The following is a 23,320-nucleotide window of genomic DNA, read 5'->3' on the forward strand; positions in this document are numbered from 1 at the left end:
TCCGGGACGGCGGCCGCCGGGGTCTCAGTCCTCGCGGCGCAGCGCCTCGGCCCGCAGCAGGATCGGCGGGGGGACCACCTCTTCCGGGGTGGCGAAGATGCCGACGCGGCGCAGCCACTGGCCCGGCCCGGGCGCCGAGGTCAGCGCGACGACCGGGACCGACAGCAGCATGCCGGCGAGCACCGGCGACATCCATGCCGCCAGTCCCGGCGAGACCAGCCAGGCGACCACGGTCGCACCCAGGCCGAACAGGCTGAGCCCGCCGTAGCGGGCGAGCAGCGCCGACAGCGGCAGGGTTCCGTCGTCGCGGCGCTGCGCATCCCAGCCCGAGTCCTTGCCGGCCAGCACCTCGGCCACGCCGCGCGACTGCAGGTACATGGTGATCGGCGCCATCAGCGCGGCCAGCACCGTTTCCAGCAGCGCGCCGACCGCCAGGCGCAGCCCGCCGCCGAAGGCGCGACGCGCCGTGCCGTCCAGCAAGGCGGCCGCCAGGCCCAGCAGCTTGGGTCCGAACAACAGGGCCATGGTCAGGCCGAAGATCCACAGGAAGCGTGACGGGTCCGCCTCGCGCCAGTACGCCAGCGGCGCATAGCCCTCCTCCACGCCCGCCTGCAGCGGGATCGAGAGCCCGACCAGCATCAGCATCGCCCACATCGGCGCGGTGAAGTAATGGCCGATGCCGATCATCATGTGCAGGCGGCTGACCGGATGCAGCCCGCGCGCGGGCACCACCAGCGAGTGCTGCAGGTTGCCCTGGCACCAGCGCCGGTCGCGCACCAGCATGTCGGTGAGCGACGGCGGCCCTTCCTCGTAACTGCCGCCTAGCCCCGGCTCCATGTGCAGGGCCCAGCCGCCGCGCCGCATCAGCGCGGCCTCGACGAAGTCGTGGCTGAGCACGTTGCCGCCGAACGGCGCGCGCCCCTCCAGCGCCGGCAGGCCCGCGCACTCGGCGAAGGCGCGGGTGCGGATCATCGCGTTGTGGCCCCAGTAATTGCTCTCCGCGCCGTGCCACCAGGCCACGCCGTGCGCGATCACCGGGCCGTAGACGCGGCCGGAAAACTGTTGCATGCGCGCGAAGACCGTGCTGCCGTTCACCACCAGCGGCAGGGTCTGGATCAGGGCCACGTCCGGGTTGCGCTCCATCGCCGCGGCCAGGCGCACGATCGTCGCGCCCTCCATCAGGCTGTCGGCGTCGAGGATCAGCATGTTGGCGAAGGCGCCGCCGAAGCGGCGCACCCAGCCGGCGATGTTGCCGGCCTTGCGCTCGGCGTTGTCGCTGCGGCGGCGGTAGTACACGCCCAGTTCCTTGCCCAGCTTCGCACGCAGCGCGAGGAAGGCCGCTTCCTCGGCGGCCGCGACCTCGGGACGGCGGGTGTCGCTGAGGATGAAAACATCGAAGCAGGCAGCGCGCCCGGTCGCCACCAACGATTCCAGGATTGCCTGCACCCCGGCGAAGGTGCGGTGCGGATCCTCGTTGTAGACCGGCACCAGCAGCGCGGTGCGCGTGGACAGTTCGGGCAGCGGACCGCTGGTCGACAGCCCCAGCCGCAGCGGGCGTCTGCGCAACACCTGGATGAAGCCCGGCACCGCGCTGGCGAAGGACAGCGCAACCCAGGCGAACAGCGGCACGAACAGCGCCAGCAACAGCAGCTCGAGCACGGTGATGCCGTCGGCGCGCAGCAGCCACCACATCTGCCAGGCCGCGAGCAGGCCCAGCAAGGCGGTGCCGCCGAACACCGCGGCGCGGCGCAGCGCCATGCGCGGCGGCGTGCTCGGCAACCGCGGATTGACCAGACGGCCCTGGCGCAGGCCCTGCACCGGCATGTCCAGCGGCGCCTCGGGAGGCAGCCAGGGTGCCTGCGCGGCGGGCGGATCGGTCGCCACGGCGGCGGGAGACATCACGCCGGCCATCGCGACAGCCAGGTTTCCGACAGGGCCTCGCCACCGCCATCGAGCAGCCGCGCGCGCAGCTCGACCACTTCGGCCGCGCCCGGCAGCAGTTCGAAACTCATGCGCCAACGACCATTGGCCAGCCGGTACACCACCGGATTGCGCAGCTCGCCCGCCGACGCCCAGGCCTCGACCCGCGGCGCGCCGTCGTGCGGCACGGCGTCCAGCCGCCCGCCCGCGAAGTCGACCACGAACTGGCGCGGCGCCACGCCTTCCGCATCGCCCTGGCCGGTGCGCGTGGCGAGCGCGCGCGCCAGCTGCGGCCGCCATGCGTGGTCCGCGCACCAGTGCAGGCGGTAGGCGAAGCGGTGTTCGCGGCCCGGCGCCAGCGGATCGCGCGGACGCCAGAAGGCGACGATGTTGTCCGCGAACTCGTTGCCGGTAGGCAGCTCGACCAGGTGCACTTCGCCGGCGCCCCAGTCGCCCAGCGGCTCGACCCAGGCGCTGGGGCGCTGCTCGTAGCGTGCCTCTGCATCCTGGAACGCCTCGAAATCCCGCTTGCGCTGCATCAGCCCGAAGCCGCGCGGGTTCTCGTCCACGAAACCGCTGTGCGCGATCTCGCGCGGATTGCGCAGCGGCCGCCAGACCTGCTCGCCGGCCCCGTTGAAGATGGCCAGGCCATCGGAGTCGTGCACCGCGGGGCGGAAGTCGTCGATGCCCACGCGGTCGCCCGCATCGAATTCGAACATGCTGGTCAGCGGCGCGATGCCGGCGTTGCGCAGCTCAACGCGCGGGAACAGGCGCGCATCCACTTCCATCGTCGTTTCCTCGCCCGCCGGCGCGATGACGAAACGGTAGGCGCCGGCGACGCTGGGGCTGTCGAGCAGCGCATGCACCACCATCGACGTGGCGCCGGGCGCCGGCTGTTCCAGCCAGAACGCGCGGAACAGCGGGAACTCCTCCGGCCCCGGATCGCCGCTGCCCAGCGCCAGACCGCGCGCCGACAGGCCGTAGGCCAGGCCGCGCGCGACTGCCCGGAAGTAGCTGGCGCCCAGGAATACGCAAAGCTCGTCGAAGTAGTCGGGACGGTTGAGCGGCGCGTGCAGGCGGAAGCCGGCGTGGCCGAGCGCGGGATCGTCGGCCGGCGCCGGCTGCGGGCCGAAGTCGAAGCGCTCGCGGCGATACGGCAGCGGCGCCGCGCGGCCGTCTTCCACCAGGTGCAGGTCGACGCGGTCCTTGAAGATGAAGCCGCGATGGAACAGCTGCGCCTGGAAGCCGGCGCTGCTGTCGCGCCACAGCGCCTGCTCGGGGCGGAAGCGGTAGTCGCGGAACTGGTCGTAGCTGATCGCGTCCAGCGCGGCGGGCAAGGCGCGCGGAGGCGGCACGTAGGCCTGCGCGGCAAGCGCGCGCGCCAGCGCGGGCACGGTGTCCGCATCGAACGGGGTGGACGGTCCCGACTGCGCGGCCCGGAGGACGCGCACGGGCCATCCCAGCAGCAGCGGCATCGACATACCGGCCGCGATCAGTTGACGGCGACGCAAGGGCAGCCTCGAGGGGAGCGGGGAAAACCGCGCACCATTAGACGGGCGGCTCCTTAACGCCGCGTCAACGCCGGCGGGTGCCCTCGCTCAGCCGGCCATGCCGGTGTGCCGCAGCAGCGCCTCGATCCGCGGCGCCCGTCCGCGGAAGGCACGGAAGTTCTCGGCCGCGGCGCGGCTGCCGCCGCGCGCCAGCACCTCGTGCCGAAAGCGCCGGCCGATCTCGCGCTCCAGGCCGGGCGCTTCCTCGAAGGCCGCATAGGCGTCCGCGCTCAGCACCTCGGCCCATTTGTAGCTGTAATAGCCGGCCGCGTAGCCGCCGGCGAAGATGTGGCTGAACTGGTGCTGGAACCGGTTCCACGCCGGCGGCAGATTCACCGCCACCTCGGCGCGCACCCGGCCGAGCAGCGACTGCACCTCCTCGACCGCCGGCGCCGGCCCCGCGTGCAGCAGCATGTCGAACAGCGCGAACTCCAGCTGGCGCACGGTGAACATGCCGCTCTGGTAGTTCTTCGCCGCCAGCATGCGCTCGAACAGCGTGTGCGGCAGCGGCGCGCCGGTGTCCACGTGCGCGGTCATCGCCTGCACCCGCGGCCACTCCCAGCAGAAGTTCTCCATGAACTGGCTGGGCAGCTCCACCGCATCCCACTCCACGCCGTTGATCCCGGCCACGCCGAGTTCGCCGATGCGGGTCAGCAGCTGGTGCAGGCCATGACCCATCTCGTGGAACAGGGTGGTCACGTCGGAATGGCTGAAGGTCGCCGGCTGGCCGTCGACGCCCCTGCCGAAATTGCAGACCAGGTACACGATCGGCGTCTGCGTGCCTTCGGCGCGCACGCGGCGGTTGCGGCAGTCGTCCATCCACGCACCGCCGCGCTTGCCTTCGCGCGCATACAGGTCGAGGTAGAACTGCCCGACCAGGGTGCCATCGGCATCGACCAGGCGATGGAAGCGCACGTCCTCGTGCCAGACCGGGCCGCTGTCTTCCTCGACGCGCAGGCCGTACAGGTCGTGGATGAGGCCGAACAGGCCGGCGAGCACCTTCGGCTCGGTGAAGTACTGCTTCACTTCCTGCGCCGAGAAGCTGTAGCGGGCCTGCTTGAGCTTCTCCGACACGTAGGCCAGGTCCCAGGCCTCGAGACCGTCGAGTCCGAGCTGCTCGCGCGCGAACGCCTCGAGTTCGGCGCGGTCGCGCTGCGCATGCGGCCGCGCACGCACCGCCAGGTCGCGCAGGAAGGCCAGCACCTCGTCGGGCGTGTCGGCCATCTTGGTGGCCAGCGAATAGGCCGCATAGCTGTCGAAGCCCAGCAGGGCGGCCAGTTCGGCGCGCAGCGCGAGGATGCGTTCGATCAGCGCGCTGTTGTCGAGCGCCGGATCGTCGCCCAGTTCCGAGGCGCGCACCGCGTTGGCGCGGTACAGCGTGGCGCGCAGCTCGCGGTCCTCGGCATAGGCCTGCACCGGCAGGTAGACCGGCATCTGCAGACCCAGCTTCCAGCCCGGCAACCCGTCCTTCTGGGCCGCCGCACGGCAGGCGGCGCGCACATCGGCCGGCAGGCCGGCAAGACGCGCCTCGTCCTCGACGTGCAGCGACCAGGCATCGGTGGCATCGAGCACGTTCTGCGAATACTTCGCCGACAGCGCCGACAGTTCCTCGCGGATCGCGGCGAAACGCGCCTTGTCGTCTTCCGCCAGCTCCGCGCCACCGAGGCGGAAGTCCCGCAGCGCGTTCTCCACCACCTTGCGGCGCGCGTCGTCGACGGCGTCGAATTCCGGCGCTTCCGCCAGTGCGCGGTACTGCGCGTACAGGGCCAGGTTCTGCCCCAGCGCGCTCCAGAACCGGGTGACCCGGGGCAGGGTCTGGTTGTAGGCCTCGCGCAGCGCAGGCGTGTTGACCACCGCCTCCAGGTGGGCCACCTGCCCCCAGGCGCGCGCCAGTCGCTCGGTGGCGTCGTCCAGCGGCACCACGAAGCTGTCCCAGCCGACCGGCGACACCCGCTCGGCCGCGCGCACCGCCGCCTCGGCCTCGGCCAGAAGCTGGTCGATGGCCGGCGCGACGTGTTCAGGCCGGATCTCGTCGAAACGCGGCAGGCCGGAGAAATCGAGCAGCGGATTGGCGGACATGGCGAGGCGGGAGCGGGACGGGACGCGCAGGATGCCACGCCGCCGCGTGCGTCGAAGGAACAGCGCGTGACTGTCCCGCCGCAGGCGCCCGCCGGCGCAGGCGCGGATCCCGCCACCCTGCCCGCGCGCAGGCCGACGGCTAGTGCGCCACCGGCTCGAACAGCAGGTCGTGATAGTCGTAGCTGAAATCGGCCGTGGGCGAGACCGCCTTCATGGTGATGCGCGCGACCTTGCCCTCGGCGTCCAGGGCGAAGCTCACATAGGCCGGCTCGATCGACGCATCGTCCCAGTCGGCGCGGAAGGTGTCGTACTGCCAGTGGCTGAGCGTGCCGGTCATGCCCGGGCTCTGCGAGAAGTCGATCCGCAGCCGGCCGCCGGCGTGTTCGATCGCGATCGGGCCGTACCAGGCATCGGCATAGCGACCGGCGTAGCCCGCGAGCGGCAGCGAGGGTCGCGAGGCCTTGGGCCGCGCCGCGCCCATCGACTCCAGCGCGGACAGTCCCGCCGCCAGGCGCGCGCGGTTCCATTCGCTGAAATCGGCCACCCAGTCGCGCGGCTCGAGCTCCAGGTAGTGGTCGAGCAGTTCGTGGGCGAGGCCGCGGATCACCTCCACGTCCTCGGAATTGATCTGCAGCGCGATGCCGATTCCCCGCTCGGGCACCAGCGCCACGAAGGCGAGCACGCCGAACACCGCGCCGCCGTGCTGCACCACCTTCACGCCGCGGTAGTCCTGCACGTTCCAGCCGAGCGCATACCCGGAGAACTGCGGGGTGAGCGCGGCGATGGGCTCGGGATAGGCGCGGATCGGCACCTGCACCTGCGGCGTCCACATCTCGCGCGCGGCCGCCTCGCTGTAGAGACGCGCACCACCCGGCACCGCCCCGCGGCCCAGCTGCACCTGCAGCCAGCGTGCGAAATCGTTGGCGCTCCAGGACAGCCCGCCGGCCGGCGCGCCGACCTGGCCCAGGCCCTCGCGCTCGGGCAGCAACTGCTGCGGGCCGAGCCCGCGCAGGCGCGGATCGAGGCGCGCATGCGGCTGCGCGCGGTTGGGGTTGGCGAAGCGCGCGTCCTCGTGGCTCACCGCGGTGCGCATGCCCAGCGGCGCGAAGATGCGTTCGCGCACGAACGATTCCCAGTCCTGCCCGCTCACCGCCGCCACCAGCTCGCCGGCGACGATGTACAGGATGTTGTCGTAGGCGTAGCCGCTACGGAAGCTGGTGGCCGGCCTGATGTGGCGCAGCGCGCGCACGATGTCGGCGCGGCTGCGCGAACTGCGCGGGATGAACAGCAGGTCGCCCGCGCCCAGGCCGAGGCCGCTGCGGTGCACGAGCAGGTCGCGCACGGTCATCTCGCGCGTCACCCAGGCGTCGTACATGCGGAAATCGGGCAGGTGGTCGATCACCCGGTCGTCCCAGCCCATCTTCCCCTCGTCGACCAGCAGCGCCAGCGCGGCCGCGGTCACCGCCTTGCCGGTCGAGCCTGTGGGGAAGATGGTGTTGGCATCGACCGGCGCATCGTCTCCGAGCGCCCGTACGCCATACCCCTTCGCCAGCGTCACCTGGCCGTCCTCGACCACGGCGATGGCCATGCCGGGCACATCGCGCGCGCGCATCGCCTGCTCGACGCGTTCGTCGAAGCCCGGCGGCGGGGCGGCGAGCGCAGGGAACGAGGACAGCCCGGCAATGGCGACGGCCATCGCGCACAGGCAGCTACGGATCGGATGCATGGTGTCTCCTTCGGATGTCATGGCGCGGGCCCCGCAGCCGCGGTGTTGGTGACGGCGACCCGTGGCGCGCCCCGCCACAGTCGCCACAGCCCCCAGGTCATCAGCGGCAGCACGTAGATGGCCAGGAAGTACCAGGTCAGCGTGCCGTAGCCGCGGGCGATCAGGTCCACCAGTCCCACCGCCGTGGCGGCGTAGACGGCGAGCAGCATCGTGCCGACCGCGATGCCCGGGCGCAGCGCGCGCGGCATCGCGCGCTCGCGTTCGCGGAAGGCTGCGGCGACGCGCTCGTTGATCGCATGCAGCAGGGCCACGCCGGTATCGACCAGGGTCAGCATCACCGCAAGCTGGAAGGCCCATTCGAACCACGGCGCCTGCAGCCTGGCCAGCAGGAAGGCCGAAGGCAGCGCCTGGTCGGCGATCTCCAGGTGCCAGCCCATCATCGCCACGTAGAACAGCACGCCCGGCAGCATGCCCAGCGGCCCGGCCAGCGCCCCGGCCACCAGCGCGTCGCGGCTGCGGCCGAAATGGCGCACGCAGAACAGCACCGCGGGGATGGTGGCGACGTTGTAGCCGGCATAGGTCACGCCGGCACCGAGCCAGCCGCCGTCGACCGGCCCGGTGGCGAACGCCTCGCCGATGCGGTCGCCGAAGGCGATCACGCACCAGACCACGAACACCGCGTACACCAGGTACAGGTAGCCGACCGACGCCACCAGAAAGCGCTCGATGCCCGCGGCGCCGACCGTGAGCAGCGCGCCGGTGGCGACGATCATCGCCAGCGAGCCGGCCAGGCGCGGCAGCCCGAACAGGCTGTGCGCGATCTCGCCCGCCGCTGCGCCCATCACCGCCAGGATGACCAGCATCAGCGCGACGTAGCCGATCTCGAACAGCCACCAGCCGCGGCCCAGCAGGACGCGGAAGAAGGCGCGGTAGTCGTATGCGCGCGCGCGACGGGCCAGCTCGAAGCTGGCCATCAGCACGACGCTCCAGACCAGCATGCTGACTGCCATTCCCAGCAGGCCGCCCCAGGGGCCGGCGGGCAGGAAGAACTCCACCAGTTCGCGGCCGGTGGCATAGCCGCCGGCGATCACCGCCGCCTGGAACACGAAGCCCGGCAGCAGGAAGCGCTGGAACCAGGTGGCAGCAGGCCTCATCCCAGGCAGGCGTCCACCAGCCGCTCGAAGGCCGCACCGCCGCGCATCGGATCGGCCACCGGCATGCCCAGCCGCGCCGCCAGCGCGTCGACCGCTTCGTGCGCGGCCTCCGCCTCCAGCCGCCCGGTGTTGAGGCTCACCCCGGCGCAGCGGATGCCGGGACTGGTGCGCGCGCCCAGGCGCAGGGCGAGATCGATGGTCTCCTCGATCGAGGGCAGCGCGAACTGCGGATGGCCTAGCACGGCCTCGCGCCCCTGCTCGTGACAGACCACGATCACGTCTGGCTGGCTGCCGTGCAGCAGCGCCAGCGACACCGCCGCGTAGGCCGGGTGCGAGAGCGAGCCCTGCCCTTCGATCAGGTCCCAGTGCGCGGCATCGGCCTCGGGCGAGAGTTGCTCGGCCGCGCCCGCGGCAAAATCGGCCACCACCGCGTCCATCGGCACGCCCTGGCCGGCAATCAGGATCCCGGTCTGCCCGCTGGCGCGGAAGTCGGCGTCGAGTCCACGCGCGCGGAAGGCGCGCGTCAGCGCCAGCGCGGTGTACTTCTTGCCCAGCGCGCAGTCGGTGCCGACCGTCAGCAGGCGGCGCCCGCTGCGCTTGCGCCCGGTGGCCACCGGCAGGCCCGGCGGCGGTTCGCGCACGTCGATCAGGCGACGGCCGTGCACGAGCGCGGCATTGCGCAGCGGCTCGATCCCGCCCAGTCGCGCATGCATGCCGCCGATGAGATCGAGCCCGGCCTGCAGCGCCTCGACCAGCGCCGGTACCCAGCTTTCCGGGATGCGTCCGCCCGGATTGGCCACGCCGATCACCATCGCGCGCGCACCCTGCAGTCGCGCCCTGGCCGGCGTCATCGCCGGCAGGCCGGCGCTGACGGTCGCACCAGCGCAGGCATATTCGCCCACGCAGCGCTCGGGCGCCCAGTCGCGCAGCCCGAACGCGGTCTTGGCGTAGCCGGGCTCGGTGATGTCGCCGAGGAACAACAGGTAGGGCTGCGGCAGGGCCTCGGCCTCGCGCGCGATTGGAACTGCGGTCTGCATGCGGTAGCGCCCGATTTCCCTGCGCAGCATTGGCCGCCCGCGTGCGGGCGGCGTGGGGTCAGAAGCGGAAGTCGAATTCCAGCCCGAAGGTGCGCGGCTGGATCGGCACCGCGGCCAGATGCTGGGTGACGCCGGTGAGCGCGCCGGTGATGTCGGTGAGCGACGACCAGGCGCGCTTGTCGCCGGCGTTCTTCACGTAACCGCGCACGGTCCAGCTGCCGTTGGACAGCGAGGCGTACAGGTCCAGCGCGCCGTAGCTCTGGATCGTCAGCGGCTCGGTGATCGTCGTATCGAGCACGGTCCTGGGATCGGCGATGGCGATCACCTGGCGCTCGGTGGTGGCGTTGGTGCGGTCGTCGACCCAGCGGTAGCCGCCGCCGAAGCCGGCGCTCCAGCCGTTGGCAAGGGCGATGGTGTAATCCACCGTCGCCGACAGCGTCAGGTCGGGCACGTAGGGCATGCGGTCGCCGCCCAGGCCGGTGTTGATCTCGAGCACGCCGCCGGGCAGGTCCGGATCCAGCGGCACCACGATGGCCGGGAAGTCCTGGTCGAGTTCGGAGTCGTTGTAGGCGCCGTTGAAGCCGAGCGTCAGCCCGCTCACCGGGCGCCACTGCAGCGAGGCCTCGATGCCGCGGCTGGTGGCTTCGCCGCCGTTGACCAGGCCGCTGACGCCGTTGACCTGCGATGCCACCTGGATGTCCTCCCAGTCGATCTGGTAGGCCACCAGGTCGAGCATCAGGCGGCGCCCGAAGCCGGCCTTCCAGCCCAGCTCGTAGCTGGTGAGCATGGACGAATCCACCGCCGAGGGCAGGCCCACCGCGACCACGTTGGGGCCACCGGGCTGATAGCCGGTGGAGGCCTTGGCGTAGACCATAGAATCGGGCGTGATCTGGAACTGCGGGGTGATGCTCCAGGTGAACACGTCCTCGCTGGAACTGTTGTCCTGCACGCCGATCGGGATCAGCACGCCGCCGGTCACGTTCTGCTGGAACTTCTGGTCGTTGCGCGAGAAGCGCACGCCTGCGCCCAGCTTGAAGCGCTCGGTGAAGCGATAGCTGGCGTTGGCGAAGACCGCGGTTTCCTCGTAGGTGCTGGGAATCACCAGTTCGCCCAGCACGCCGATGATGTCGTTCCAGGGCGCCGGCAGCGGCGAGCCATCGAGGCTGTTCAGCGCCACGTACTGGCTGTTGTCGCCCTTCTCGTCGGAGTAGAAGCCGCCGACCAGCCATTCGAAGTCGCCGCCCGACTTGGACTGCAGGCGCACTTCCTGGGTGAACTGCCTCAGCTCCAGCCGGTTGTCGAGATAGGACGAGCCCGGCTCGAGGGTGGGATCGGCATCGAGGAAAGCGAGCGGATACTCGCCGTAGCTGAGCGAGACGTCGCTGCGCACGGCGGTCATCGTGTCGGCGTAGCTGGTGGCCGAGACCAGGTCGGCGAAGCCGAGGTCGTGCTCGAAGGTCAGCGCGTAGTGGTCGATTTCCTTGCGGAACGGCTCGTCGACGTAGACGCGGTTGGACAGCCCGGCGAGCGGGCGCTGGGTATCGGCGTCCACCGCGATGATCGAGTTGTTGTCGCTCTCGACCTCCTGGCGCATCGCGGCGAGCTGCAGGCTCGAGGCCTCGCCTTCCCAGCGCAGTGCGACGCGCGCGCTGGTCTGCTCGCCGCGGTTGATGTCGCGGCGGCCGTCGACCAGGTTGTCGACGTAGCCGGGCAGCTCCTGGCGCGCGGCGCTCAGGCGCAGCGCGAACGCGTCCTGCACGATCGGCAGGTTCATGCCGAAGCGGTAGTTCTGGCCGGTGCCGCCATCGGACGGCGACGAGACGCCCGCGCCGACTCGGAACTCGCGATGCGAGGTGTCGGGCTTGCGCATGGTGTACTTGATCAGGCCGCCCATCGCGCCGGCGCCGTACAGCGTGCCCTGCGGCCCGCGCAGCACCTCGATGGCCTCGATGTCGTAAGGCAGCAGGTCGAGCTGGTAGAGCGTGGCCTGCTGGTAGAGGCTGTTGGAGCCGACCGGCGCATCATCCACGTAGGTGCCCACGGTGGACCCCGGCGAGAGCGCCGCCACGCCGCGCATCGAGACCTGCACCTGGCCCGGCGTGCCGTTGGACTGCATCTGCAGGCCGGGCACGTAGCTGGCGTAGTCGGCCATCTGGGTGGCGTTGAGGTTCTCCAGCTGGGTCTCGCCCAGGCGCGTGATCGCGGTAGCGACTTCGCGGATGTTTTCCTGCCGCTTGTTGGCGGTGACGATGACGCTGTCGAGCTGGACCGGCCCGGCCTGGTCATCCGCGGGCGCCTGCTGGGCGAACACCGCGGCGGGGGCGGCCACGGCCATGGCGGCCACGACGGCGAGGGCGAGCCGCGAGCGGCGGGCCGGGACGGACGGGACGGATGCGGTCATGCAGGCTCTCTCCGGTCAGCTTCGCACCGGGGACAACCCGGTCCTGATCAGGGATCATGATCCCGATTGGAAAATTGTCAATACAGAATGAAAAATGGCTAGGCGCGCCCTGATTGGCGGATCGGCCGGTCCAGCGCGCGCAGCAGGACGGCCGCCAGCACCGCCAGCCCGGCCAGCAGGACGAAGAAGCCGGCATGGCTGGCGCGCGACCACAACATCCCCACCAGCCCCGCCAACAGGCTGCCGCTGAACACCGCCAGGAACCAGGACGCGACCGTGGTCGCGCCCAGCCGCGGCGGCGCGAGCTTCGCGAACAGGCCCAGGCCGGTCGGCAGGATGTACAGCTCGCCCAGGGTCAGCACCAGGAAGAACGTCAGCAGCCAGGGCCAGGCCACGCGTGCGTCGCCGGCCATGGCGCTGACCAGGGCCAGCAGCAGATAGGCCGCCGCCACCAGCAGCGCGCCGGTGGCCATGCGCGCGGCCGGCGAGGACTCGCGGCCGCGCGCGGCGCGATGGCGCCAGACCATCAGCAGCAGCGGCGTCATCGCGATCACCAGCAGCGGATTGAGCGACTGGAACCAGGTCATCGGGATCGTCCAGGCGCCCAGCGAGCGGTCCACCCCGCTGTCGATCCACAACGGCAAGGTGTTGCCGATCTGCTCGTAGGCGCCGCGGAAGATGGTCGCCGCGATGCCGACGCCCAGCAGCAGCCACCAGATCCGGCGCCCGTCGCGGCGAGCCTGCGCCGGCAGCGGCGCCGACCTAGCAACGCGCGCCGGCTCCGGCGGCAGGTATTTGCGTCCGGCCAGATAGATGAGCAGTCCGACAAACATGCCGATGCCCGCGGCGCCGAAGCCGTAGTGCCAGCCGTAGAGTTCGCCCAGGGTGCCGCAGACCAGCGGCGCCAGCAGGCCGCCGACGTTCAGGCCCACGTAGTAGACGTTGTAGGCGCGGCCGCGGCGCGGGTCACCCTCGGCGTACAGATCGTTGATCTGGCTGGGCAGGCTGGGCAGGAACAGGCCGTTGCCCAGGGCGATGATGGCCAGCGCCGCATAGAACATCGACTCGGACGCCATCAGCAGATGGCCCAGGGCCATGATGCTGCCGCCGGCGATCACCGCATTGCGCTTGCCCAGCCAGCGGTCGGCGATCGCGCCGCCGAGGATCGGGGTGAAATAGGCCAGCGCGGTGTAGCTGCCGTAGATGAAGGAGGCCTTCTCCTGCGCGAACAGCAGCTGCCGGGTCATGTAGTAGACCAGCAGCGTGCGCATCCCGTAGTAGGAGAACAGCTCCCACATCTGGGTCAGGAACAGGATCGTCAGCCCGCGCGGCTGCCCGAACCAGGTCGGCTCGTGGGGCTGCGCGCTCATCCCGCGGCCGCCGGCCCCCAGACCTCTTCGCCGCAGACGATGTAGCCGTCCTCGTAGCGCACCGACGGGCTGCGGTCGCGCGCGAGGAACACCGGGCCGTCCAGATCGACCACGTCGCAGAGCTGGCCGAGCACGAAGGCCGGCGCCGCGGCCAGGCTGGTGCCGGCCATGTTGCCCACCATCACCTGCTTGCCCAGCGCGCGCGCACGATGCGCCATCATCAGCCCCTCGGTGAGGCCGCCGCACTTGTCGAGCTTGATGTTGATCACGTCGAAGTGGTGGTGGCGCGACTCCAGCTCGCCCAGATCGAGAATGCTCTCGTCGGCGGCGAACGGCAGCACGCGATCGATCCCGGCCAGCGAATCCTCCGCGCCGCGGGCGCAGGGCTGCTCGAGCAGCGACACGCGCGCCTCCACCAGCACCGGCAGCAGCGCCGGCAGCGTCTCGGCGGTGTAGCCCTGGTTGGCGTCCACGCCGATCCACGGCGCCGGGCAGCGCGCACGCACCGCGCGCACGCGCTCGGCGTCGAGCTGCGCATCGCCGGTGAGCTTGAGCTTGAGCGCGCGTGCCTGCACGAAGGCGGCGGCGTTGCGCGCCATCACCTCCGGCGTGTCGGCGCCCACGGTGAAGGTGGTCAGCAGCGGACGCACGCGCTCGAGCCCGGCCAGCCGCCACACCGGCACACCCGCACGGCTCGATTCCAGTTCCCACAGCGCGCAGTCCAGCGCGTTGCGTGCGCCACCGGCCGGCAACAGCGTGCGCAGCGTCTCGCGGTCGAGGCCGGCCTCGATGCGCGGACGCAATGCCTCCAGCGTGGCGAGCATCGCGTCGGGATGGTCGTTGTTGTAGTAGACGCCGGCGGCCTCGCCGCGGCCGGCGTGCACACCGTCGTGCAGTCGGACGACCGTGGCCGGCATCGCTTCGAACACGTGACCGGAGATCCGGAAAGGCGCCGCCAGCGGCAGCGGTTCATTGTGCAGTTCCAGGGTCACGGGCACGGCGGTGCTCACGCGGACCTCCACGGCATGTCAGGGGATGGTGCCGGCGGCGGACCGCCGGCGGGATGCGCGGCCAGCGCCGCTCAGTAGTAGGCGCCGAAGCCGATCACGTGATGCGCGATGCCGATCCACAGCGCGTACAGGCAGGCCAGGGCGAGCAGCAGCGCCCACAACTTGGCCAGCAGCCGGCGCGGCGCGCGCAGCACGTGCCAGGCGTTCCACACCGCGACCGCCGCGCCCAGCGGCAGTGCCACGGTGGCGAACAGGCGCAGGGCGATGATCATCCCGTCGCTGTCGGGGCTGGTCATCTCCAGCGAGCTGAGCATCGCGACCACGAAGCCTAGCGCGCCGCCCAGGGCCAGCAGGACTGCCAGCGCGGCGATACGGACCAGTCGGTGCATGCGCGCGTCCTGCCCCGCCAGGCGATACGGCGCGCGGTAGTAGCGCCGCACCATCGCCGACACGGGCCAGGCCAGCACGGTCAGCGCCAGCACCAGCAGGCTGGCCACCAGCAGCGGCATCGACAGCGCGCGCCAGGTCGACAGGCGCTCGAACACCATGATCGGGGCATAGGGCTCGAGGCTGAAGCGCGTCACCCGGCCATCGACGACATCGGCCGCGAGGCGATCGCTGCTGGCGGTGTCCTGCCAGACCCAAGGCGAGACTTCGCGCCACTTCTTCGGCGCGCCGCCCGGCCCCAGGGCAAGGGTCACGCTGATGGTGCCGTCCTCGTTGGCGACCACCTTGACCGGGCCGAGGATGTTGGCCAGGGAAACGAAGTTGCTCTGCGGACGGCGGCTGCTGGCGTAGGTGCCGGCGATCAGCTGCGCGTGCTCGCGCGCCTCCGCCTCGGAAACGCCCGCCGCCGGGGCGGGCTCGCCCGGCAGGTAACGGTCGGCGAAACCGCGCGAGAGCGCATAGCGCACATGTCCGGTGGCGCCCTCGCGGCCGGAGCTGTTCATCGACACGAAGAGACCGATACCGTCGTCCGGGAACAGCTGCAGGTCGCTGTGGAACCACTGCGTGTCGCCGCCGTGCGAGATCGCGCGGTGGCCGTTAACCGAGGTCTCGTAGAAGCCCAGCATCATCCGGTTCAGGGGCCCGACCGACGCCTGCCCGGTGGTGTGCATCATCCGCGCGGTGTCGGCGCCGAGAATGCGCGCATCGCCGTAGGCGCCCAGCTGCAGGTGCGCGATCATGAAGCGCGCCATGTCCGCACCCGTCGCCGCCAGGCTGCCGGCCGGCGCCAGGCTGATGAACTCGTAGTCCCTGGGCTGGCCGTCGGAAGCGCGCGCATAGCCCTTGGACATGCCGGCCAGCAGTTCCGGCTGCAGCGGCTGGCGGAAGCTCGAGCGGGTCATGCCCAGCGGCTGGAAGATCCGCTGTTCGATGTAGTCGTCGAACGTCTGCCCCGACACGCGCTCGACGATGTAGCCGGCCAGCGCGGTGGCGTAGTTGGAATAGGCCGGCGTGGCGCCGGGCACGTGGATGCGCTCGGGCACCCAGTACTTGAGCGCTTCGCCCAGCGGCGTGATCGAGGCCTCGCTGGCGGTGATCAGGCCGCGGATCTGCTCCTCCATGCCCGTGGTATGGGTCAGGATCTGGCGCAGCGTGACCGGCGTGCCGTCGCGGTGCGGGATCTCTAAGTCGAGGTACTGGTTGACGTCGGCATCCAGGTCCAGCTTGCCCTGTTCCACCAGCTGCATCACCGCGGTCCAGGTGAACAGCTTGGACACCGAGCCGGGGCGGAACAGGGTGGCGTCGGGATCCACCGGCGTGCGCTCGGCCAGGTCGGCGTAGCCGTAGCCCTTCTGCAGCAGCACCTGACCGTCCTTCACCACCACCACGACCGCACCGGCGATATCGCCGGAGGCCAGGGCGTAGGGCAGGAAGCCGTCGAGCCAAGCTTCGACGTCGGCGCGATCGAGCACTGGCGTCCCCGACGGCGTCGCCTCTGCAGGCACCAGGCCATCGCCGGGCTGTTCCGGCACCGGCGGCAGCGTTGCCGGCGCAATCGCGGCCGGCGCGGGGTCCTGCGCTGCGGCCGGCGACAGGAATGCGGCGAGCAGCCAGCCGCACAGGATCTTGGGAAGCGAACGCATCGGACGGTCTCCGGATGTTCAGGTTGCGCCGCCCCAGTGGGCGCTATCCTGATTTGGCGATAATGATCCCAATCGGAAAATTGTCAACATGACCAATGCCCTGGTGTGCCGGCATCCGTCCGGCCCATCCGCCTCTTCCCGGCGACCGCCGGGGAAGCGATGATGATCCCGACCAGGACAAGACCGCAGCCACCGGAGAACCGGCAAGGATGACCCAGCAGCACCCCACGATCGGCGGGCTCCTGCGCTCGCTGCGCGCGCGCAAGGGCTGGACGCTCAAGCAGATGAGCGAGCACTCGGGCATCCCGCTGTCCACCCTGTCCAAGGTCGAGCACGATCGGCTGACGCTGACCTACGACAAGCTGCTGCAGCTGAGCCAGCGGCTCAACCTGCGCATGTCCGAACTGTTCGCAGAACAGGACGAGACGCCCGAGCCGCCGGTCACCGCGCGCCGCAGCATCGGCCGCATCGAGGACGCGATCCGGGTCACCACGCCCAACTACGACTACTACTATCTGTGCCCGGAGCTGCGGCGCAAGCGCATGATCCCGGTGCTGACGCGGGTGCGCGCCCGCTCGATCGGCGAGTTCGGCGACCTGGTGCGTCACTCGGGCGAGGAGTACATCCATGTGCTGGAAGGACGCATGGAGCTGCATACCGAGTTCTACGACCCGATCGTGCTGGACGCGGGCGAGTCGGTGTACATCGACTCCAACATGGGCCACGCCTACATCGCCGCCGAAGGCTGCGAGGAGGCGTTGCTGCTGGGCGTGTGCTCGAGCCCGGACGAGCAGCTGATGGAATCGTTGATGACCCTGCACGGCGACGAGACGGCGCCGCGCGCGGCATCGGTCCGGCAGCTCAAGGCGCCCTCGCCCGCGGCTCCCGCCAGGCGGCCGCCGCGCGCCGCGCCGCGTCGCGACTGATGCAGGTCGGGCGGCCTGCCCGTCGCATCACGGCGTATTGATCGCGCCTGCGTCAGCCTCCGGCCTCGTTTCCGCCGGAGCCCGACGTGGACCCGAAAGCAGGCAACCGGACAGCCGTCCGCCGCTGCGCGATGCCCGGCGCGGGTCGCGCCCCTGGCCGGGGCGTCTGAGCATGGCCGCGCGCCGCATCCGCATCGGCTGCGCAGGCTGGTCGATCGGGACGCCGCAGCGCGGATTGTTCGACGACGGCGCCAGCATGCTGGCGCGCTACGCCACGCGCTTCGACGTGGTCGAGGTCAACTCTTCGTTCTACCGCCCCCACCGCCGAGAAACCTGGCGGCGCTGGGCCGAGAGCGTGCCCGCCAGGTTCCGCTTCTCGGCCAAGCTGCCGCGCACCATCTCGCACGAACTTGGCCTGCGCGCGGCGGGCCCCGCGCTGGACAGCTTCCTGTCGGAGGTCGACGGCCTCGGCGGCAAGCTCGGTGCCCTGCTGCTGCAGCTGCCGCCGAGCCTGGCGCTGGAACCGCGCAGCGCCAGCGCGTTCCTCCGCATGCTGCGTCGTCGCACCGACGTGCCGGTGGCCTGCGAGCCGCGCCACGCCAGCTGGTTCGACGCGCGCGCGACTGCGCTGCTGCAACGGCACGCGGTCACGCGCGTGGCCGCCGATCCGGCGCGCCTGCCCGAAGCCGCGCGCCCGCCGGCGGACGCGCCCTGGAGCTACTGGCGCTGGCATGGCTCGCCGCGGATCTACTACAGCCGCTACGAGGATCCGGCGCTGGACGAACTCGCCGCCGCGGTCGCGTCCGCCCGCGCCGCGCCGGCCTGGGTGATCTTCGACAACACCGCGCACGGACACGCGGTCACCGATGCGCTGCGCTTCCAGACCATTGCCGGCGCCGCGCCGCGCATCCGCCGGAGGAGCCATGCCTGAAGGCCCATCCATCGTCATCCTCAGGGACGAAGCCGCCCATTTCCGACGCAGGACGGTGCGCCAGGTCGAGGGCAACAGCAAGCTCGACATCCAGCGCATGCAGGGCCGGCGCGTGGTGGCCGTGCGCAGCTGGGGCAAGCATTTCCTGCTGGAATTCAGCAACTTCAGCCTGCGGGTGCACATGCTGATGTTCGGTTCCTACCGCATCGACGATCCCAAGCCCGGCAAGCCGCCGCGGCTGGCGCTGCATTTCGACAACGGCACGCTGTACTTCTATTCCTCGTCGCTCAAGTACGTCGAGGGTCCGCTGGACGAAAGCTACGACTGGCGCGGGGACGTGATGTCGCCGGACTGGGATCCGGCGCTCGCGCGCCGCAAGCTCAAGCGCGAGCCGGACACCCTGGTCTGCGATGCGCTGCTCGACCAGGACGTGTTCGCAGGCGTCGGCAACATCATCAAGAACGAGGTGCTGTTCCGCATCCGGGTGCATCCCGAAACCCGCGTCGGCGACCTGCCGCCGCGCAAGCTGGGGCAGATGATCGCCCAGGCGCGCGAGTACAGCTTCGACTTCCTCGAGTGGAAGAAGCAGTACGTGCTGCGCAAGCACTGGCTGGTGCATCGCCGGCGCGAATGCTCCGAATGCGGATCGCGCCTGGAACTCGCGCACCTGGGCACGCGCCAGCGCCGCACGTTCTGGTGCAACCACTGCCAGCTGCGCTACTGAGGGCGACAGCGCACCGCCTGCCGCGGGAGCGCATCCGGATCAGCCGGGCAGGCCGACCGGCGCCGCATCCTTCGGCGCGGATGGCAATGCGCCGCTGTCCGCGCGCCGGCGCACCAGTGCGTCCGCCCGGCCGCCGAGGTACCAGCCGAGCGCGGCCCACGAGAGCGCACAGGCGGCTCCGATCACGGCGACCAGGACCATGCCTTGGCCAAGCAGGTCGAGCGCGGCCCTGATCCACGCGCTGGCGGCATCGCCCGCGCGGTAGACCACTGTATCGATGCACGCCTTGGCCTTGTACTTGGTCTGCGCGTCGAGCGGCGCGAACAGCATTTCCCGGCCCGGGCGCACGAAGGCGTGCTCGCCGATCCGGCGCACGATCATCAGCGCGGCGAGCATCGCGAACCCCGGCGCCAGCGCCAGGCCGACGAACCCGGCGCTGACCAGCAGCGGCACGCCCGCAAGCAGCACGCGCACCCCGAGCTTCTGCGCCACGCGCCCGGTGACGAAGGCCTGCGCCAGCAGCGCGCCGGCCTGCACCGCGATGTCGATCAGGCTGAAGACCCGCACCTGCGTGTCGCGATCGGGGAACAGCGCAGCCACCAGCCTGGCCTGCTCGAAGTACAGGAACGTGGTGACCGCCGCCAGCAGCAGGACGAATCCCGAGACCGCCAGCAGATAGGGCGAACGCAGCACGCCGGTGAACCCGCTCAGTGGATTGCCCGGCACCGGACGGCGCGTGCTTTCCGCGGGCACGGCCCCAGGCCGGCCGGCCCCGCCCTGCTCGCGCCACCGCATCAGTGGACGCCTGAGCGCCAGCGCGCCGCCCAGCAGCGCCGCTGCGATCAGCACCAGGCCGGCATGCCCCACCGCGCCCACCAGCAGCGCCCCTGCGGCCGGGCCCGCGAGTCCGCCGACGCTGGCTCCCGCGGCGATGAAGGCGAACAGCCGCCTGGCCTGGGCCGCGTCGAACACGTCGGCCATCACGCTCCAGGTCACCGAGACCACGAACAGGCTGTAGACCGAGATCCAGACATAGAACGCGCGCGCGATCCAGAGATCGCCCTCCCGGGCATGGAAAGCCAGCGCGAACGCCACCAGGTTGGCGCAGAACACCAGGTACACCCAGCCGGCGAACGCGCGTCGCGGCACCCGCGAGCTGAGCCAGGCGAACAGCGGCACCACCAGCACGGTCGCGACGAAGGTGGCGGTGAACAGCCACTGCAGCTGGTCGACACCAGCGGCGATGCCCATCGCCTCGCGCACCGGCCGCAGCATGAAGTAGCCGGCGAAGATGCAGAAAAACAGCGCGAAACCGGTGAGCGAGGCACCCACTTCTTCCGGCTCGGCATGGATCGCGGTGGCGATGGCACGCGAAATGGCGGAGGGCATGGCCACGGCCTCAGGGAAACTCGAGGCCGGTCAGGCGTTCTGTCAGCGTCCACAGGCGCGCGGCGGCGTCCGCGTCGCGCGCGGCATCCGGTACCCGCGCCAGGCCCAGCGGCCCGCGATGTTCGTCTGCGCCGACGGGGCCGTAATAGCTGCCCGGCTGCGCCTCCGTCGCGGTGGCCGCGTACAGCGTCGGGATCGCGCCCTGCGCGGCGGAATGGTATTCCTCCCGGTCCTGCGCCCACTCGCGACCGAAGTCGCTGTCCAGCCCCGGCCCCCTGCGGACCAGTTCGGTGACCGCCACGCCAGGGTGCGCGGCGAAGCTCGCGATCCCCCAGCCGCCGGCATCGCTGCGCCGCTGCAGTTCGAACGCGAACATCAGGCAGGCCAGCTTGGACTGCGCGTACCGCGCGTAAGGGTCGTAGCCGCGCTCGGCCTGCAGGTCGTCGAAGTCGATGCGCCCGCGCGCGGCGGCGATACTCGACAGCGTGACCACGCGCGGCGCCTCGCTCCGTCGCAGCAGCGGCAGCAGCTCGGCGGTGAGCGCGAAGTGGCCGATATAGTTGGTCGCGAGCTGGGCCTCGAAGCCGTCGGCGGACACGCTGCGCTCGGGCGGGGCCATGATCGCGGCGTTGTTGATCAGCCCGTCCAGACGCGGCAGCGAGGCGCGCAGGCGCTCGCCCAGCGCGCGCACCGAAGCGAGGTCGGCCAGGTCGACGGGTTCGAAGCGCACCTGGGCGCGCGGATGGTCCTTGCGGATGCGGGCGATGCTCTCCTGCCCGCGCTCGGGGTTGCGGGCAGCGATCACCACCTGCGCGCCAGCCGCGGCCAGCGCCTTGGCATCCTCGTAGCCCATGCCGCTGGTGCCGCCGGTGACCAGGAAGATCCTGCCGTCCTGCGCAGGCATGTCGGCCGGGGTCCAGCCGGGTTCGGGCGCCGACTGCGCCAATGCATTGCCGAATTGCAGCAGTCCGCCCAGCGCGAGGGCGGCCAGGCCGCGGCGCGACGCCACGGGTCGGGAGCTGGTGGAGGGAAGGTTCGCAGGCATGGTGGGGTCCTCGGAGGACGGCCGCCCACAGCGGGCAGCCTTGGCGAGGCCATGCTCCGCCCGTCCTCAGTCCGGATAAACCGGATAAATGCGAACGCCTTGTACGATGAGCCGCACAATCCCTTGTGGGAGATCCCCATGCGCCGTCCCGACCTGAGCGATGTGGCCCTGTTCGCCGCCGTGGTGGAGGCCGGAGGCTTCCGTGCCGCAGCCGATCGTCGCGGCGTCGCCCCGAGTTCGTTGAGCGACCGTATCCGCCGGCTCGAGCGCGACCTCGGCCTGCGGCTGCTCCACCGCACTACCCGCAGCGTGACGCCGACCGATACCGGACAGCGCCTGCTCGACCGGCTGCGCCCGGCCCTGGCCGAGATCGAGTCGGCCTTCGACGACCTCGGCGACGACATCCATCGCCCCGTCGGCACCTTGCGCCTCAACGTTCCGGTACCGACCGCGCGCTTCGTCCTACCGGGGCTGGTTCCGCCCTTCCTCGCCCGCTATCCGGGCGTGAGCGTGGAGGTGGCGATGGACAACACCCACATCGACGTCCTGGCGGCGGGCTACGACGCCGGCGTGCGCTACGAGGAAAGTCTGGCGCGCGACATGATCGCGGTACCGATCGGCCCGAGACGGCAGCGCTTCGTAGCCGCAGCCGCGGCCGCGTACCTCGACCGCCACGGCACGCCCCAGCATCCGCGGGAACTCGTCGAGCATCGCCTGATCGGCCACCGCTTCGAAAGCGGCAAGCTCGCGGTCTGGGAGTTCGAGCGCGACGGCGACACCGTCCGCGTGCCGCCGCAGGGCCCGCTGCTGACCTCGTCGCAGGACCTGGAAGTAGGCGCCGCGCTGGCTGGCAGCGGCATCATCTACACCTTCGAGGAGTACCTACGGCCAGCCCTCGACGACGGCAGGCTGCGGCCGGTACTCGAGTCATGGTGGCAATCGTTCGAGGGCCCGTACCTCTACTACACCGATCGGCGCCATGTACCGGCGCCGTTACGCGCGTTCGTCGACTTTCTCAGGGAGCAGGCAACTGCCTGACAACGCGACGGCAAGGCCATCTGCGCGATGGTTATCGTGGGCCCACCAGGATTCGAACCTGGAACCAAGGGATTCGCTTTGGCCGCGGGTTTCCCTGCGGAGCGGACTATCTCTTCACCCTTCGCCGCGGCGGCTGCCGGGCGGATGGGGTGCGGGACGCTCGAGCCTGTGATCAAGGGCACTGCAGCCCCCAGGTAGTCTCTGCACCTTCCGGCGGTGTACCGCCGGCTTGGCTCAGGATTGCCACCGGCCGGCCTCGCGGCCGCCGCTGCGGTTTCCCTGAATTCATCCCGTTCCCGTCCGCGCATTCCTGCGCGGCGGCACCTTTCGATGAGTCCCCTGCTCTAACCGTTGAGCTATAGGCCCGAACGGGCATCCTAGCAAAAGCGACGCCAGCGCTCGCGGCGCCGGTCCATGGTGCATACAAAAGATCGCGCAACCGCGACCGATCGACGAGTACCGGCCACGGCCGCGCGACACGAGCCGGGCGGCGAGGCCGCCCGGTCGTCGGGGTGACGGCTTACTGGCCGTCGGTGTTGTTGCGGCCGTCGGCGGCGGCGTTCGCCTCCTCGGCGGCGTCCTGCGCCTGTTCGGCGGCGTCGGCGGCCTTCTCCGCCGAGTCGGCGAGGTCCTCGCGACGGGTCATGTCGTCGGCACCACCGACCTGGCTGGCGATCTGCGAGCTGGCATCGGCCGCGGCGTCCGCGGCCTCGGCGGCGGCCTGCGCGGACTGCGCGGCTGCCATGTCGCCGGTGTTGGCGGCGTTCTGGGCCGCCTGCTGCGCCTCGGTCGCCGAGTTGGCGGCTTCCTGGGCAGAGTTCTGGGCCTGGTCGGCGTTGGAACAGGCGCTCAGACCAGCGGCCAGGGCCAGCGCGAGAAGGGTCTTGGTCGCATTCATCAATGATCTCCTGGTTCCGGCGCTCGCTGCGC

17 protein-coding genes are annotated in these 23,320 nt (G+C 71.0%); 4 read left to right on the forward strand and 13 right to left on the reverse strand.

The genetic code is table 11. The features are described 5' to 3' along the window. Positions 1-24: 24 nt before the first annotated feature. The 10 genes from mdoH to ACQYVW_RS05595 all read right to left on the reverse strand — a co-directional run bounded on the left by mdoH (position 25) and on the right by ACQYVW_RS05595 (position 16,337). Positions 25-1,911 (reverse strand): glucans biosynthesis glucosyltransferase MdoH, encoded by a 1,887-nt coding sequence (gene mdoH, locus ACQYVW_RS05550; protein ID WP_434946303.1) that lies wholly within the window; start codon positions 1,909-1,911, stop codon positions 25-27. Next, on the reverse strand, positions 1,899-3,371 hold the full coding sequence (locus ACQYVW_RS05555) for an OpgD/OpgG family glucan biosynthesis protein (RefSeq protein ID WP_434934419.1): 1,473 nt from the start codon (positions 3,369-3,371) through the stop codon (positions 1,899-1,901). The genes mdoH and ACQYVW_RS05555 overlap by 13 nt, the downstream gene beginning before the upstream one ends. A 147-nt stretch (positions 3,372-3,518) precedes the next feature. Next, a complete protein-coding gene (locus tag ACQYVW_RS05560) occupies positions 3,519-5,549 on the reverse strand; it encodes a M3 family metallopeptidase (protein ID WP_434946304.1) in 2,031 nt (676 codons plus the stop codon). A 139-nt stretch (positions 5,550-5,688) separates the two neighbouring features. Next, complete coding sequence (locus ACQYVW_RS05565; RefSeq protein ID WP_434946305.1) at positions 5,689-7,275, reverse strand: serine hydrolase; 1,587 nt, start codon at positions 7,273-7,275, stop codon at positions 5,689-5,691. Positions 7,276-7,292: 17 nt separating this feature from the next. Then, positions 7,293-8,429: a YkvI family membrane protein gene (locus tag ACQYVW_RS05570; RefSeq protein WP_434934416.1), complete on the reverse strand. Its 1,137-nt coding sequence runs from the start codon at positions 8,427-8,429 to the stop codon at positions 7,293-7,295. Next, the gene (locus ACQYVW_RS05575; protein ID WP_434946306.1) at positions 8,426-9,466 is read right to left on the reverse strand and encodes an N-acetyltransferase DgcN family protein; all 1,041 of its coding nucleotides are present in this window, start codon (positions 9,464-9,466) and stop codon (positions 8,426-8,428) included. The genes ACQYVW_RS05570 and ACQYVW_RS05575 overlap by 4 nt, the downstream gene beginning before the upstream one ends. Before the next feature lie 58 nt (positions 9,467-9,524). Continuing rightward, the gene (locus ACQYVW_RS05580; RefSeq protein WP_434946307.1) at positions 9,525-11,867 is read right to left on the reverse strand and encodes a TonB-dependent receptor; all 2,343 of its coding nucleotides are present in this window, start codon (positions 11,865-11,867) and stop codon (positions 9,525-9,527) included. Positions 11,868-11,965: 98 nt separating this feature from the next. Further along, entirely contained in the window at positions 11,966-13,237 is a 1,272-nt protein-coding gene (locus ACQYVW_RS05585) for a peptide MFS transporter (RefSeq protein ID WP_434946308.1), read from the reverse strand. Further along, the gene (locus ACQYVW_RS05590; protein WP_434946309.1) at positions 13,234-14,247 is read right to left on the reverse strand and encodes a dipeptide epimerase; all 1,014 of its coding nucleotides are present in this window, start codon (positions 14,245-14,247) and stop codon (positions 13,234-13,236) included. Before ACQYVW_RS05590 ends, ACQYVW_RS05585 begins: the two co-directional genes overlap by 4 nt. A 71-nt stretch (positions 14,248-14,318) precedes the next feature. Then, entirely contained in the window at positions 14,319-16,337 is a 2,019-nt protein-coding gene (locus ACQYVW_RS05595) for a serine hydrolase domain-containing protein (RefSeq protein WP_434946310.1), read from the reverse strand. Between the two features lie 209 nt (positions 16,338-16,546). On the opposite strand from ACQYVW_RS05595, the gene ACQYVW_RS05600 reads away from it, so the two are divergent. The 3 genes from ACQYVW_RS05600 to ACQYVW_RS05610 all read left to right on the forward strand — a co-directional run bounded on the left by ACQYVW_RS05600 (position 16,547) and on the right by ACQYVW_RS05610 (position 18,918). Continuing rightward, on the forward strand, positions 16,547-17,263 hold the full coding sequence (locus ACQYVW_RS05600; RefSeq protein ID WP_434946311.1) for a helix-turn-helix domain-containing protein: 717 nt from the start codon (positions 16,547-16,549) through the stop codon (positions 17,261-17,263). 172 nt (positions 17,264-17,435) lie between these two features. Further along, positions 17,436-18,194, forward strand: coding sequence for a DUF72 domain-containing protein (locus ACQYVW_RS05605; RefSeq protein WP_434946312.1), 759 nt, complete (start codon positions 17,436-17,438; stop codon positions 18,192-18,194). Further along, on the forward strand, positions 18,187-18,918 hold the full coding sequence (locus tag ACQYVW_RS05610) for a DNA-formamidopyrimidine glycosylase family protein (RefSeq protein WP_434946313.1): 732 nt from the start codon (positions 18,187-18,189) through the stop codon (positions 18,916-18,918). The genes ACQYVW_RS05605 and ACQYVW_RS05610 overlap by 8 nt, the downstream gene beginning before the upstream one ends. A 39-nt stretch (positions 18,919-18,957) precedes the next feature. Here the strand turns inward: ACQYVW_RS05610 and ACQYVW_RS05615 are convergent, their stop codons facing one another. Both ACQYVW_RS05615 and ACQYVW_RS05620 read right to left on the reverse strand, forming a co-directional pair. Continuing rightward, positions 18,958-20,307: an NTP/NDP exchange transporter gene (locus ACQYVW_RS05615; RefSeq protein WP_434946314.1), complete on the reverse strand. Its 1,350-nt coding sequence runs from the start codon at positions 20,305-20,307 to the stop codon at positions 18,958-18,960. Positions 20,308-20,317: 10 nt separating this feature from the next. Then, positions 20,318-21,352 (reverse strand): SDR family oxidoreductase, encoded by a 1,035-nt coding sequence (locus ACQYVW_RS05620; protein WP_434936011.1) that lies wholly within the window; start codon positions 21,350-21,352, stop codon positions 20,318-20,320. Between the two features lie 138 nt (positions 21,353-21,490). On the opposite strand from ACQYVW_RS05620, the gene ACQYVW_RS05625 reads away from it, so the two are divergent. Beyond that, entirely contained in the window at positions 21,491-22,390 is a 900-nt protein-coding gene (locus tag ACQYVW_RS05625) for a LysR family transcriptional regulator (RefSeq protein ID WP_434946315.1), read from the forward strand. Positions 22,391-22,910: 520 nt separating this feature from the next. On the opposite strand, the gene ACQYVW_RS05630 is transcribed toward ACQYVW_RS05625, so the two are convergent. After that, positions 22,911-23,288, reverse strand: a complete 378-nt coding sequence (locus ACQYVW_RS05630) for a hypothetical protein (protein ID WP_434936009.1) — start codon at positions 23,286-23,288, stop codon at positions 22,911-22,913. Between the last annotated feature and the right edge of the window lie 32 nt (positions 23,289-23,320).

The organism is Luteimonas campi (assembly GCF_051162505.1).
GTDB lineage: Bacteria > Pseudomonadota > Gammaproteobacteria > Xanthomonadales > Xanthomonadaceae > Luteimonas.